Origin of the sequence: Suicoccus acidiformans (assembly GCF_003546865.1) — a bacterium.
Classification (GTDB): domain Bacteria; phylum Bacillota; class Bacilli; order Lactobacillales; family Aerococcaceae; genus Suicoccus; species Suicoccus acidiformans.
Window position 1 is genome coordinate 2,527,501 of sequence record NZ_CP023434.1, and the last position, 14,981, is coordinate 2,542,481.

The following is a 14,981-nucleotide window of genomic DNA, read 5'->3' on the forward strand; positions in this document are numbered from 1 at the left end:
CTTATGGGTTCCTGATTTCTTACAACTTATGTTACTTGGATTAGTCTCTTTCTATTATATGAAAGTTATAGAATTTATCTTATCCAATCATCTCATTTCACTTCTTATTGTTGCCTTATTATGGTTAGGTTATATGTTATTCCCCGACAAAATTGGTGGAGCAGATATTAAATTATTTACTTTACTATTGGCCCTAATACCCAATCACCAAGCCCCCATATTATTATTGCTTGCTAGTCTGTCTGCTTTAGTTTATGCTCTGGTAATTACTAAAGACATTAGGAAACCTATCCCTTTTGTTCCATTTATTGTGTTAAGCTTTTATGTCTTGGTATTTGCACACTGAATACTAATCCACACGCCGGTATCCTTCCTTTGATGGGTAAATAGGTAAAAAGAGACGACCAGAATTCTCTGCGCGTCTCTTTATAGTCTTCTTAGAAAGGAATCTCTTCACCGATTTCAGGTAAATAACCGACTCCTTCAGGCAATGCTTGGATAAAGCTCTCTGGATTTTGTTCAATGAGCGGGAAGGTATTATAGTGCATTGGAACAACTTTGGCGGCTGCCAACCATTCGCTGGCTAATACTGCATCCTCTGGGCCCATGGTGAAATTGTCTCCGATTGGCACAAAAGCTAATGCAATATTCTCGCGCTCGCCGATAAGTTTCATATCACTGTATAAGGCTGTATCACCAACATGATATATCGTCTTATTATCCGCCTTCAGCATTATCCCGGTAGCTAATCCTAGCGTAGTAGGTACCCCATCAATTTCTAAGGAAGAACCATGGATAGCTGGAAACATCTTTACCTCACCGAAATCGAAATGATAGGCCCCTCCTGGCTGCATGCCATGAGTCTTCAAGCCTTTGCTGGCAAGGTAGCCCGCTAGTTCTACCGTCGTAATGACAGTTGCATCATTCCGCTTCGCAATATCGACTGTATCGCCAACATGATCTTCATGGGCATGAGTCAACAGGATATAATCCACCTTAATCTCATCCGCTGCAAGTTGTGTAAAGGGGTTTCCCGTAATAAACGGATCGAAAATTATCGACGTGCCATCTTCTAACTCAACCGTCACGACTGCGTGCCCTTCATAAGTCACCTTCATTGTTATCACTCCTCTACTTCTTATTATAGTAGATTTCATCTAAAAGAAAAAACCTATAGGCTGAGCCGACCCCCAAAAGTTAGACCAAAAAATCTAACTTTTGGGGGTATTTTTATGACCAAGTATAGTTTAGAAACGAAACTTCAAATTGTTACTGACTACGAAGCTGGAAAAGGCGGATTTAGGACTTTAGCGAAAAAATATCAAATCGCTCAGTCAATAGTGAAACGATGGATCCATAATTATCAAGATTTCGGCTTAGAAGGCCTTCAAGTTAAGTCAACAAGACAGTCTTATCCTTTAGAAACCAAGCTATATGCGATAGAATTGTACTTAACTACAGAATTAAGCTATCGCGAAGTCGGTATCCAATTAGGGATCAATAATCCAAGCTTAATCGCAAATTGGATGCGAGCCTTTAAGGAAGACGGTATTGATGGCTTATCTAGACCAATAGGGAGGCCAACTACCATGTCTAATTCACAGAAAAAGAATCCACAAAATCCCAAAAAGACGCCTTTACCGAGTGATCCAGATGCCTTAAAGGAAATCATTAAAGAACAAGAAGAACGCATTCAAATGCTAGATATTGAGAATAAATTTTTAAAGGAATTGAGGAGGTTGCGGGAAGCAGACAAGCGGCAACACGACAACAAGAAGTGATGGCCATCCGTAATCTCCATGAGTCTACAGAGTATTCTTTGACGCTGATACTGAAGACTTTAGATTTTCCTAAGGCAACCTATTATTATCAATTAGAGTGTTTGAATAGACCCAATAAAGACGAAGCATTAAAAGAAGAAATTCTTGATATTCGTCAAGCACATGAAAACTACGGTTATCGCCGTGTTCATGCGGAGTTACGTCGTCGTGGTTATACCGTCAATAAGAAAAAAGTTCAACGATTGATGAAAGAAATGAATCTACAAGTGACCTCATTTACTCGAAAATCACGGAAATACAACTCCTATCAAGGTGATATTGGTGAGAAAGCACCTAACCGCTTAAATCGTAGATTTACAAGTTCTATTCCACACCAAAAAATTGTGACGGATACAACGGAGTTCCATTATTATGAAGCTGATGATTCAGGACAGTATCAATTGAAAAAGTTGTATTTAGATCCCTTTATTGACTTGTTTAATCTGGAAGTCATTAGCTATAAAATCTCAAAACAACCTAATAAGGAAAGTATGATGGAAGCCTTCGAAGAAGCCGTTGAAGCTACAAAAGATTGCCAATTTAGACGAACCTTTCATTCGGACCAAGGCTGGGCTTATCAAATGAACGACTATCAACAATTATTGAAAGATCATCAGATTTTCCAGAGTATGTCCCGAAAGGGAAATTGTTTAGATAATGCGCCGATGGAGAACTTCTTCGGCATCATGAAACAAGAAATGTTTTATGGGAAAGTTTATCGTAGCCGTAGGGAACTGGAACAAGCTATCCACGACTATATTCGTTACTACAATGAAGATAGGATTAAAGAGAAATTAGGCTATTTAAGTCCTATTGAATACAGACAACAACAATTACTTTTAAGTGCCTAAACATGTCGCAAATCACCTAACCTCAATGGTTTCACAAACCATCCAGACTTATCAAGAGCCGCTTCGCTCTTCCTCTTGACAAGCTTGGATGTCTGATGAGATGTTTTGGTTAGGTCAATTAGCAGCTTCTCTGTTCTTGCGAAATCGGTCACCTTGAAGCAACTTAAGTTTTATATCTTTATTGAATCTTTCAGAAACACAAAAAAGAGCTACCCATTATTGGGGTAACTCTTCATAAAATCTAGTCTAACTTTTTGGGGTCACTATAGGCTTCTGTTAGCCTATAGGTTTTATTCTTAGTTTTCGTTAAGAACAGTCGCTTCGTCTACTTCTGATTCATCCGCTTGTTCTTGTGCTTCTTGCAAAGCAATCGCTTGTAATTCGCGCTCATGCGCTGTATTCGTTTGAATATCGCGGTAACGTTGCATACCAGTTCCTGCTGGAATTAGCTTACCTATTACAACGTTCTCTTTCAAGCCGATTAGGTGGTCTTGATCTCCACGAATAGCGGCATCTGTTAAGACACGTGTTGTCTCTTGGAAGGATGCAGCCGAAATAAATGAATTAGTTTCCAAGGCAGCTTTGGTAATTCCAAGTAAGACTGGACGAGCTGTTGCTGGTGTTTCACCGGCACGAATGGTCTCTTCGTTAGCACGTGTAAAGTCAGAAATATCCATCATTGCTCCTGGTAGAATATCCGTACCTGCTGGGTCCATTACCCGAACTTTGCGAAGCATTTGACGAATCATCACCTCAACGTGCTTATCGCCAATTTCCACCCCTTGGCCGCGATAAACCCCTTGTACTTCATTCAATAAATACTTCTCAACTGTGAGTACATCCGTTACACGAAGTAATTCTTTTGGATCGATTGAACCTTCTGTAAGGGCTTGGCCACGTTCCACTTGATCGCCTTCGGTTACTTTCAGGCGAGCTTGGAAAGGAATATTATATGTTCTAGTATCTGTAATGCCTCGTACGGTAATATCTTTCGTACGGTCTGAAGCCTTCTCCTCGATTGATTCGATAACGCCGGCCACTTCTGTAATTGTAGCTTGTCCTTTCGGATTACGCGCTTCGAAAATCTCCTGTATACGCGGTAAACCTTGTGTGATATCGCCACCACCGGCAACACCACCCGTGTGGAAGGTACGCATAGTAAGTTGGGTACCCGGTTCACCGATTGATTGTGCAGCAATCGTACCAACTGCTTCACCGACTTCCACTTCTTCGCCGGTCGCGAGGTTTTGGCCATAACAATGCTTACATACACCGTGGTTTGTATTACATGTAAAGACAGAACGAATCGAAACTGATTCAATCCCTGCTGCTGTTACTTGATTAGCGATGTCTTCTGTAATCAATTGGTTAGCACCAATAATCACTTCGCCAGTTTCTGGATGGTAGATTGTCTTCATCGTATAACGACCAATCATACGCTCTGCAAGGGATTCTGTAATACTGTTGCCGTCACGAATTGCTTCGATTTCGACCCCTTTATCGGTACCACAATCATCTTCACGTACAATAACGTCTTGGGCCACGTCTACCAGACGGCGTGTAAGGTAACCTGAGTCAGCCGTCTTAAGGGCCGTATCAGTCATCCCTTTACGGGCACCGTGCGTAGAGATAAACATCTCTAAGACAGACAAACCTTCCCGGAAGTTAGAGGTGATCGGTAACTCGATAATCTTACCACTAGGAGCGGCCATGTTACCGCGCATTCCAGCAAGTTGGGTAAAGTTAGAGATGTTACCCCGAGCTCCAGAATCCGACATCATATTGATAGAGTTCAAACGAGGAAGCTCTTCAACTAGATCGTCTTGAATATCATCTTTGGCTTTCTCCCATGTCCGAATAACACTGTTATAACGTTCATCTTCGGTAATCAAACCGCGACGGTATTGTTTCGTAATTTTCTCAACATGTTCGTGTGCTTCTTCAAGGATTTGATGTTTACTCTCTAGACGAATAACATCTGCCACCCCAACCGTAATACCTGCTTGGGTTGAGTAATGGTAACCTAAATCTTTCATGCGGTCCAACATATTAGACGTTTCTGTTACTTTATAACGTTTGAAAACTTCAGCAATGATGTTTCCTAAGTTCTTCTTCTTGAAAGGATCCACCAGTTCCATCGCTTCAATCGCTTCTTTAACGTCTGTTCCTGGTTCTAAGAAATACTTATCTGGAGTCCGATTGGTCAAGTTATCCATCGTTGGTTCATTTAAGTACGGGAATTCCTTCGGCATGATTTCATTGAAAATCAACTTACCGATTGTCGTAACCATTAAGCGTTCTTCCTGCCATGAAGTAAATGGTTTCCCTTCATCAGCAAGTGACTTCGCTGGAACAGCTACCCGCGTATGTAAGTGGGCATAACCATTCTCATAAGCCAAGACCGCTTCATTAGCACTACTAATAAGCATTCCTTCGCCTTTTTGGCCAGCTTCTTCAAGCGTTAAGTAATAGTTACCTAAAACCATATCCTGAGACGGTGTAACAACTGGCTTCCCGTCTTTCGGGTTCAGAATATGCTGGGCTGCAAGCATCAGCATACGTGCTTCGGCTTGGGCTTCTTCAGATAAAGGTACGTGGACAGCCATTTGGTCCCCATCAAAGTCAGCGTTATACGCCTCACAAACAAGCGGATGCAAGCGAATGGCTTTACCTTCAACTAGTACCGGTTCAAACGCTTGAATGCCCAAACGGTGTAAGGTAGGTGCGCGGTTAAGTAATACCGGATGTTCTTTAATCACATCTTCAACCACTGACCAGACTGCATCGTCTAAGCGTTCAATCATTTTCTTCGCCATTTTGACGTTTCCGGCTATTTCACGCTCTACTAATTCTTTCATTACAAAAGGTTTGAAGAGCTCAATAGCCATTTCCTTAGGCAAACCACATTGGTACATCTTTAAATTTGGACCAACAACAATTACTGAACGACCTGAGTAGTCGACACGTTTCCCTAGTAAGTTTTGACGGAAGCGTCCTTGCTTCCCTTTCAACATATGGGAAAGAGATTTCAGTGGGCGATTACCTGGCCCAGTAACGGCACGACCACGTCGGCCGTTATCAATCAATGAGTCAACTGCTTCTTGAAGCATACGTTTCTCATTCTGGACGATAATGTTTGGCGCTCCTAAGTCTAATAAGCGCTTCAAACGATTATTTCGATTGATTACGCGACGGTATAGATCATTTAAGTCACTTGTTGCGAAACGTCCACCTTCTAGTTGGACCATCGGGCGAAGTTCTGGTGGAATAACAGGTAAAGCTTCCATAATCATAGACGTTAACTGATTCCCTGACTTTAAGAAAGAGTCTAAGATTTCAAGACGACGTACGGCACGAGTCCGTTTCTGACCTGTTGCTGTACGTAATTCTTCCTTAAGCATCTTCACTTCTGCTTCAACATCTACATCCCGTAATAAATCACGGATAGCTTCAGCACCCATCTTCGCTGTGAAACGATTGCCGTATTCACGTTTACGCTCCCGGTACTCTGTTTCTGATAGAAGACTCTTATATTCCAACATAGTGTCACCTGGATCTGTGACAATATAAGATGCGAAATAAATGACTTCTTCTAGTAAACGTGGACTTAAATCAAGCACTAAGCCCATGCGGCTTGGAATTCCTTTGAAATACCACACATGAGTGACAGGAGCTGCCAACTCAATGTGTCCCATTCGTTCGCGGCGAACGTTCGAACGCGTTACTTCTACACCACAACGTTCGCAGACACGCCCTTTATAGCGAATGCGCTTGTATTTACCACAAGCACACTCCCAATCTTTCGTGGGGCCAAAGATACGCTCATCAAACAAACCATCTTTTTCAGGCTTGAGCGTTCGGTAGTTAATCGTCTCAGGTTTCTTAACTTCGCCGTAAGACCAACTACGGATTTTCTCAGGGGATGCCAAGCTAATCTTCATTGAATCAAATGTATTTACATCTATCAAAAGGCTAACCTCCTTGAAATTCTATATTCTCTTGATATTTGTTACAGGTCACTTTCCGTTGCATTTTCTGTTACTACGGGTGTTGGCTCATCTTGATTAGCCTTTTCTGCTTGCTTCTGTTCATCTTTATATTTATCTAATTCGTTAAAGTTAATCACTTCATCTTCGTCTTCATCATCTTGTAGGTCGATTTCATTATTCTGTTTATCTAGAACTTGTAAATCTAAGCCAAGAGACTGTAGTTCTTTGACGAGGACGCGGAAGGATTCAGGTACGCCTGGTTGTGGTAGAGCTTCGCCTTTAACAATCGCTTCGTACGTTTTCACACGGCCTACCACATCATCAGATTTGTAAGTTAACATTTCTTGAAGGGTGTAGGCTGCACCGTAAGCTTCTAAGGCCCAAACTTCCATCTCCCCGAAACGTTGTCCACCGAATTGAGCTTTACCACCCAACGGTTGCTGGGTAACCAGTGAGTATGGTCCGGTAGAACGGGCATGGATTTTATCATCAACCATGTGTCCTAATTTCAGCATATACATAACACCAACAGAAACTTTTCGATCGAACGGCTCCCCTGTACGTCCATCATATAGGACCGTCTTCGCATCATTAGCCAAACCAGCTTCTGAGACGGTTTCCCACACGTCCTCTTCGTTAGCTCCGTCAAAGACTGGTGTGGCAATTTTAATACCCATTTGTCTTGCAGCCATACCTAAATGTAATTCGAAAACTTGCCCAATATTCATCCGTGAAGGAACCCCTAATGGGTTTAACATGATGTCAACTGGGGTTCCATCTGGTAAGAATGGCATATCTTCTTCTGGTACTACTAAGGAGACAACCCCTTTATTTCCGTGGCGTCCGGCCATCTTATCCCCGACTTGAATCTTACGTTTTTGAACAATATAAACGCGGACAAGCATATTTACACCTGGCGCTAGTTCATCCCCATTCTCACGGGTAAAGATTTTCACATCGTGAACGATACCGCCCCCGCCATGAGGAACACGCAGTGAGGTATCCCGAACTTCACGAGCCTTCTCACCGAAAATCGCATGAAGTAAGCGCTCTTCAGCAGATAGCTCCGTCACACCTTTCGGCGTAACTTTCCCTACAAGAATGTCGCCATCGCGTACTTCGGATCCGATAGAAATAATGCCGTCTTTATCTAAGTAACGTAAGGCATCTTCACCGACGTTTGGAATCTCGCGGGTAATTTCTTCAGGGCCTAATTTCGTATCACGTGCTTCTGATTCATACTCTTCGATATGGATTGACGTATACACATCATCTTTAACGAGACGTTCTGACATGATGATGGCATCCTCAAAGTTATACCCTTCCCATGTCATAAAAGCAACGAGTGGGTTTTGGCCAAGAGCCATCTCCCCATTCTCCATGGATGGTCCGTCAGCAAGAATATCGCCTGCTTCTACTGCTTCACCGACTTCCACAAGCGGACGTTGGTTATAGCACGTTCCTGCATTCGAGCGGGCAAATTTCGTTAAGTGGTACTCATCCGTCGAGCCATCCTCTATAGCAACCTCGACCCGATTTGCATCAACATAGGTCACTTTGCCGTCCCGTTTACATAAGAGGGCGGCCCCTGAGTCATGGGCTGCTTGATATTCAATCCCAGTTCCAATAAGTGGAGCAGTTGGACGAATCAACGGTACCGCTTGACGTTGCATGTTCGCTCCCATTAGAGCACGGTTTGAGTCATCGTTTTCCAAGAATGGAATGGAAGCTGTCGCAACGGATACAACTTGCTTTGGTGAAACGTCCATAAAATCAACTTGAGCTACCGGCACTTCTAAGTTCTCATCTTTAAAGCGTGCCATAACCGTTTCATTAACGAAATGCCCTTCATCATCCAATTTCGAGTTTGCTTGCGCAACAACATACAAGTCTTCCTCGTCTGCTGTTAAGTATTGAATTTCATCAGTTGCCCGGTTATTCTCCTTATCGACTTTCCGGTAAGGTGTTTCGATAAAGCCGAACTCATTAATCTTCGCATAAGTAGCTAGACTATTAATCAAACCGATATTCGGTCCCTCAGGCGTTTCAATCGGGCACATCCGTCCATAGTGAGAGTAGTGAACATCTCGAACTTCGTAACCTGCCCGGTCACGCGTCAAACCACCTGGTCCTAAGGCTGATAAACGACGTTTATGTGTCAATTCACCTAGAGGATTCGCCTGGTCCATAAATTGCGATAACTGAGAAGAACCAAAGAACTCTTTAATCGCTGCCACTACTGGACGAATATTAATCAATTGTTGCGGTGTCATACTATCAACATCTTGCAATGACATCCGCTCACGCACCACACGTTCCATCCGACTTAAACCAATTCGGAACTGATTCTGTAACAATTCCCCAACGGATCTAATCCGACGGTTCCCTAAATGGTCAATATCATCAGTCGTACCAATACCAAAATCTAAATTGAAGTAGTAGTTAACTGACGCCATAATATCAGCTGGTGTTAAGTTCTTCACTTCTTTACTTACGTTGCCGTTCCCCATAATATGAATAATTTTCTCTGGGTCCTGTGGATTGTAAACTTGAACAATTTGTACATCAATTGGCTCACCTAATATCCCTTCTTGTGAAGGTTCAAGCGTTACCATATTTAAGCCATTATCTAAATACGGTGTTAAGGTGTCGATTTTTTCCTGATCAAGTTCAGTACCTTCAGTAAAGATAACTTCCCCTGTCTCAGGGTCTGCTAACGTTTCTGCCAAAGTTAAGCCAAGTAAGCGGTTCTTCAAGTGTAACTTCTTATTGACTTTATAGCGACCTACCGGTGCCAAGTCATAACGACGAGGGTCAAAGAATCTCGATGTCAAAAGATTTCTCGAACTCTCAGCAGTCTTCGGCTCGCCTGGGCGAAGACGTTCATAAATATCTTTCAAGGCCTCTTCGACACGTGAATCCGCAACATTCTTGTGAATATCCTTCTCCAGCGTTGTCTCCAAAAGCGTTGATTCGCCGAGAATTTCAAGAATTTCTTCATCTGAACCAAAGCCAATAGCTCTCACTAATGCCGTAAGGGGGAGTTTACGTGTTCGATCAATGCGGACGTAAGCAATCCCTTTAGCATCTGTTTCAAACTCTAACCAAGCCCCCCGGTTAGGAATAACCGTTGAGGTAAATGTATGACGGTTTTTCTTATCAACTCGGTCATGGAAATAAACACTCGGTGAGCGGACAAGTTGTGAGACGATAACCCGTTCGGCACCATTGATGATGAACGTTCCCATCTCGGTCATCATTGGGAAATCACCAAAGAATACGACTTGTTCTTTCACTTCACCAGTTTCATTATTGACTAGGCGTAAGCGTACATAAATAGGACGCGAATAGTTCGCATCATGACTGCGCGCTTCTTCAATATTATATTTCGGCTCTCTTAATTCATAATCGATAAAGTGTAACTCGAGATTTTCCGTATGGTCCATAATTGGTGAGATATCCTCAAACATGGTTTTGATTCCTTCATCTAAGAACCATTGATAGGAATCCGTTTGAATCTCAATCAAATTCGGTAGCTTCAATACTTCATTAATCCGCGAGTAACTGCGACGTTCTGCCTTCTTACCATATTTAACAATATGATGTTCGCTCAAGCTATTCACCCCTTAGTTTATTTCCGGCGATTATGTTACAATTAGGTTACATTATTACAATTTGATAACTTTTCGCTACAATGGCTTATTTTTGCGCAAAAAAATACAAAAGAACAAAGCTTCCAAACTTCATCTTTTGTTGTATCCTAGCGAAATCCCTTCTGGACAATATTTCAGAAAGAATTCCTGCAACTATAATCGCACATAGCGTTCATCCATTATACAACAAGTTTATACTAATTGCAAATAAAAAAATCCAAAATCTCACCAAGTTACCCTAGAGAGATTTCGGAATGAGTGTATTGTAAATATCCTTTATACCAATCATTTAGACTCAGATTGTATGGCCCACTAACAGCACTTCCCTTAAACTTTTGTACTCTTTAAAACCCAATAACCTTTATTTAACGCTACCCGCTCTACATTCCCAAATACTTCTTGCATGTGCTTCTTCATAGATGGCGCACCTTGTTTTTTGGCAATTACCAGCCATAACTCCCCGTCTGTTTCCAGAGCTCGCTGAGCCTGATTGACGAAAAGTTGAATCGTTTGCTTTCCTGCCCGGATAGGTGGATTGGTCAGGACATAATCGTAAGATTCTTCAAAGGAATGCGGTAAATCCGTGGCGTCCCCCTGATTAAACTTTACATTGGTAATGTGATTTAAGGCAGCGTTCTCCCTTGATAATTCATATGCCCGCTCATTGACTTCCACCCCTTCAAAGAAACTCTGCGGATAATATTTAGCTAAAGCCAATAGAATTGGACCATAGCCTGCCCCTAATTCTAAAACCCGTTTGGGTAAATCTTGCATAGCCGCATACTCAACAAAGCATTCAATAAGTGTCCTGGAGCCGAAATCAATCTGGTTTTTAGAAAAGACTCCCCTGTCTGTTTTAAAGCGAATCGCATCCCCGAGTAGATTTGCTTGAATCATTTGCTCTTCATGTTTACTCGAAGGCTTTTGTTCAAAATACTGTTCTGACATATGCATCTCCTTAAATTTGCTTTTCTTAATCATATCACTTAATCTTGTTTCATGGTAAACTGTTTTTAACGACGAACGGAAGGAAGGATTCAATGATTAAATTATTTGTATCCGATATGGATGGAACACTTCTAAATGCTGAACATATGATTTCTGATAAAACGGCAGCTGCAGTTAGAAAATTAGAAGAGGCGGGGATTGAGTTTATGATAGCCACCGGTCGAACATATGCTTCGGCTAAGCCCTTACTGCAAATGCATAACATTCAAAGCGAGATGATTAACTTGAATGGGGCAGCCATTTACAGTGATTCAGGCGAATTAGTACATTCAATACCACTCAATTCGCAAATTATTCAAGATATGTTTACCTACTTAAATGAAGCTAATATCAATTATTCTTTAATGACAGCTCGTGAGTTCTATACCCATGACGTCGAGGGCTTCCTAAAGCGTATGACGCGCTTCTTCGATGAACAAACCGTTGAAATACTCACAGATATACATACCAAAAGTGCCGATTCGTCTGATGCCCAATTCTTAGCTGACATGGATTTCCTTAGAGATTTAAAGGATTACACATTAACACACCACAATCCCCCACTCAAACTCATGGTGCTTAGCCCAGACACGCGGGAACTAGAGGCTTTCAGAAACCGCTTCGAAGAGAACCCTCTAATTGACATCACCTCGTCCAGCCCCGATAACTTAGAAATAACAAGCCACTTAGCCCAAAAAGGCCTCGCCGTTGAAAACTATGCAGCTAAACGAGGCTATTCGATGGATGAAGTTCTCACCATTGGCGACTCGCTCAATGATCGCTCCATGCTACAAATGGCTGGCCATAGCTATGCAATGGCTAATGCCTCAGCAGAAGTTAAAGCCATGGCTAAGGAAATTGCTCCCTCACACCGGGAAGACGGTGTTGCTTGGGTCATAGAGCAAATCTTAGCCAACTAATATCCAATCAGCAATTATCTAAATCGTGCTAGTGAGAAATATTCCACTAGCACTTTTTGTATACAAAATTCGATACGCCCTTACAATTACATTGCGATTGAAAATCGCAAAACCGCTTACACGATCTCCACTGCAAAAATATACTATTCCTCACCAATACAATTTGATAAAGAAGCAAAAAACATGGTGTAGATGAGATGCTCCTCACTAACACCATGTTTTATCGCTTTATAAAAAGCAGAAGGCTTGCACCCTCTGCTTTCTAAATGATCTAAAATTATTTTAATTCTGCAGATCCGCCAGCTTCTTCGATAGCTGCTTTCAATGCTTCTGCATCTTCTTTCGCTAAACCTTCTTTGATTACTTTAGGTGCGCCGTCAACTAATTCTTTAGCTTCTTTCAAGCCAAGACCAGTTGCTTCACGAACAGCTTTGATAACTTGAATCTTAGCTGAACCAGCAGCAGTTAATTCTACGTCAAATTCAGTTTTCTCTTCAGCAGCAGCGCCACCTTCAGCAGGACCAGCTGCAGCTACAGCTACAGGAGCAGCAGCAGAAACGCCGAATTCTTCTTCGATTGCTTCTACTAATTCGTTTAATTCAACAACTGTTGAGTTTTTAATATCTTCAATAATTTGTTCAATGTTTAAAGCCATTTTATGATTCCTCCATAAATTTTAATTTAGTTTAATAGTAAATTTGCCTTAAGCGGCACCTTTTTGATCTGAAACTGCTTTTAGCGCATAAGCCATTTTTCTGGCTGGGTTCGCTTGTGAAAGTACAGATGCTGTATTGCGCATTGGAGCTTCCAATACAGAAAGCAGCATAGATAGTAAACCTTCGCGGCTTGGTAGTTTGGCAACCGTTTCGATTTCTTCGATTGAAGAAACTTGACCTTCAATGATTCCACCTTTAATTTCTAAAGCTTCGAAATCTTTGGCTGCATCTACTAAGATTTTCGCTGGAGCTACTACATCATCTTCACTGATACAAATCGCAGTTGGTCCTGCAAAGACTTCATCTAAGCCTTCTAAACCAACATGATCTGCAGCACGACGTAAAATAGAGTTCTTAACAACTTTCATTTGCACGCCATTGTCACGCAAGTTTTTACGTAACTCAGTTACTTCAGCAACGTTCAACCCTAAATAATCGATAATCACGATTGAAGCTGAATTCTCGAAGCTTTCCGCAACGGCTTGCATTTCTGCTTGTTTTTCTTCACGACTTACTACTCGTCTAACCAATCAATTCACCTCCGTCAACTTCGATAAGATAGAGATTTTTATATATTAATATAAAAAAACCCTATGTCACCCAAGACATAGAGATAGCTTCCTCAAATAAACGGGAACTTCCTCGGTAAGAAATTAAGGCTGATGCCACTTACTGTCTTCGGTCGTTTAACACGCCAACTATTGTAGCGCATTGCTTTTATGTTTGTCAATAGTTTTTTTGGGAAATTAAACTAATGCGTTTGGTGCATCTACTTTAATCCCAGGGCCAAATGTTGTTGTCAACGTTAAACTTTGAATGTAGTTACCCTTAGCTGAAGCTGGACGTAAACGTAAAATTTGCTCGTGAAGTGCTTTGAAGTTTTCGATTAATTTATCGTCTTCGAAAGATACTTTACCGATTGGAACGTTCACAATACCTGCTTTATCAGCACGGTAGTTCACTTGACCTGCTTTGATGTCGTTTACTGCTTTAGTTACATCTTGTGTAACTGTACCAGTTTTCGGGTTAGGCATTAAACCTTTAGGTCCTAAGACGCGTCCTAGACGACCTACTTGACCCATCATGTCTGGTGTAGCAACCATAACGTCGAATTCTAACCAACCATCATTAATCTTTTCGATTAAATCAGCATCGCCAACATAGTCAGCACCAGCTGCTTTCGCTTCTTCAGCTTTCTCACCTGCTGCGATAACAACAACAGTTTGAGTTTTACCTGTTCCGTTTGGTAATACCATCGCACCACGGATTTGTTGGTCAGCTTTTGTTACATCAATATTTAAGTTATATGATACTTCAACTGTTGCATCAAAGTTTGCAAAGTCGATTTCTTTAGCCAAAGCAACTGCTTCACTTGGGCTATATTCTTTTGTACGATCTACTTTTTCTAAAGCAGCTTGAAATTTTTTGCCTTTTTTAGCCATCTTTATTTCCTCCTATATTTGTGGTAATAACGGTTCATCCTCCCACACCCGATAGAAACGGGTCTGTGGAAGCTGCCGCGTTTAGCCTTCGACAGTAATACCCATTGAACGAGCAGTACCTTCAACCATACGCATTGCAGCTTCTACATCGGCTGCATTTAAATCATCCATTTTAGTTTCAGCGATCTCGCGAACTTGGTCACGTGTAACTGAAGCTACTTTATTTTTATTTGGTTCTCCAGAAGCTTTTTGGATACCTGCTGCTTGTTTTAATAAGAATGGTGCAGGTGGTGTCTTTGTAACGAAACTGAATGAACGGTCTTCGTATACATCGATAACAACTGGAATAATCATTCCTTGCTTATCTGCTGTTTTTTCGTTGAATTCTTTCGTAAATGCAACGATATTTACCCCAGCTTGCCCTAGTGCAGGACCTACTGGAGGAGCTGGACTTGCTTGTCCGGCAGGAATTTGTAATTTGACTTGGTCGATAACTTTTTTAGCCACGAAACATTCCTCCTTAAATTTTTTCGTTCGTGATGTGGTTTGCGGAGTATCAATGTTTAGCTCCTCCCACTCATTGTGTGTACTTGCACACCCGGG

General features: G+C 41.7%; 10 protein-coding genes, 1 pseudogene and 1 other annotated feature (1 of these 12 running past the window's edge). Of the genes and pseudogenes, 3 read left to right on the plus strand and 8 right to left on the minus strand.

The features are described 5' to 3' along the window. Positions 1-346, plus strand: the end of a protein-coding gene (locus CL176_RS11940) for a prepilin peptidase (protein ID WP_118991490.1). The gene continues 350 nt to the left of window position 1, outside the view; 346 of the gene's 696 nt are visible here — the last part of the coding sequence; its start codon lies off the left edge, out of view; it ends in the stop codon at positions 344-346. Positions 347-437: 91 nt separating this feature from the next. Here the strand turns inward: CL176_RS11940 and CL176_RS11945 are convergent, their stop codons facing one another. Continuing rightward, entirely contained in the window at positions 438-1,118 is a 681-nt protein-coding gene (locus CL176_RS11945) for a metal-dependent hydrolase (protein ID WP_118991491.1), read from the minus strand. Positions 1,119-1,232: 114 nt separating this feature from the next. On the opposite strand from CL176_RS11945, the pseudogene CL176_RS11950 reads away from it, so the two are divergent. After that, positions 1,233-2,671: pseudogene (locus tag CL176_RS11950) on the plus strand (IS3 family transposase). Positions 2,672-2,967: 296 nt separating this feature from the next. Here the strand turns inward: CL176_RS11950 and rpoC are convergent. The 3 genes from rpoC to CL176_RS11965 all read right to left on the minus strand — a co-directional run bounded on the left by rpoC (position 2,968) and on the right by CL176_RS11965 (position 11,261). Next, on the minus strand, positions 2,968-6,639 hold the full coding sequence (gene rpoC / locus CL176_RS11955; RefSeq protein ID WP_118991492.1) for a DNA-directed RNA polymerase subunit beta': 3,672 nt from the start codon (positions 6,637-6,639) through the stop codon (positions 2,968-2,970). A gap of 41 nt (positions 6,640-6,680) precedes the next feature. Further along, entirely contained in the window at positions 6,681-10,274 is a 3,594-nt protein-coding gene (gene rpoB, locus CL176_RS11960; protein ID WP_420824184.1) for a DNA-directed RNA polymerase subunit beta, read from the minus strand. A 366-nt stretch (positions 10,275-10,640) separates the two neighbouring features. Continuing rightward, on the minus strand, positions 10,641-11,261 hold the full coding sequence (locus tag CL176_RS11965) for a class I SAM-dependent methyltransferase (protein WP_118991494.1): 621 nt from the start codon (positions 11,259-11,261) through the stop codon (positions 10,641-10,643). A gap of 92 nt (positions 11,262-11,353) precedes the next feature. On the opposite strand from CL176_RS11965, the gene CL176_RS11970 reads away from it, so the two are divergent. Beyond that, the gene (locus tag CL176_RS11970) at positions 11,354-12,220 is read left to right on the plus strand and encodes a Cof-type HAD-IIB family hydrolase (RefSeq protein WP_118991495.1); all 867 of its coding nucleotides are present in this window, start codon (positions 11,354-11,356) and stop codon (positions 12,218-12,220) included. 277 nt (positions 12,221-12,497) lie between these two features. Here the strand turns inward: CL176_RS11970 and rplL are convergent, their stop codons facing one another. The 4 genes from rplL to rplK all read right to left on the minus strand — a co-directional run bounded on the left by rplL (position 12,498) and on the right by rplK (position 14,885). Next, positions 12,498-12,875, minus strand: coding sequence for a 50S ribosomal protein L7/L12 (gene rplL, locus CL176_RS11975; protein ID WP_118991496.1), 378 nt, complete (start codon positions 12,873-12,875; stop codon positions 12,498-12,500). Between the two features lie 48 nt (positions 12,876-12,923). Then, positions 12,924-13,466: a 50S ribosomal protein L10 gene (gene rplJ, locus CL176_RS11980; RefSeq protein WP_118991497.1), complete on the minus strand. Its 543-nt coding sequence runs from the start codon at positions 13,464-13,466 to the stop codon at positions 12,924-12,926. A gap of 43 nt (positions 13,467-13,509) precedes the next feature. Then, positions 13,510-13,636 (minus strand) — a sequence feature (ribosomal protein L10 leader region). 46 nt (positions 13,637-13,682) lie between these two features. After that, the gene (gene rplA / locus CL176_RS11985) at positions 13,683-14,378 is read right to left on the minus strand and encodes a 50S ribosomal protein L1 (protein WP_118991498.1); all 696 of its coding nucleotides are present in this window, start codon (positions 14,376-14,378) and stop codon (positions 13,683-13,685) included. A gap of 81 nt (positions 14,379-14,459) precedes the next feature. After that, positions 14,460-14,885, minus strand: a complete 426-nt coding sequence (gene rplK / locus CL176_RS11990) for a 50S ribosomal protein L11 (RefSeq protein ID WP_118991499.1) — start codon at positions 14,883-14,885, stop codon at positions 14,460-14,462. Positions 14,886-14,981: the final 96 nt, after the last annotated feature.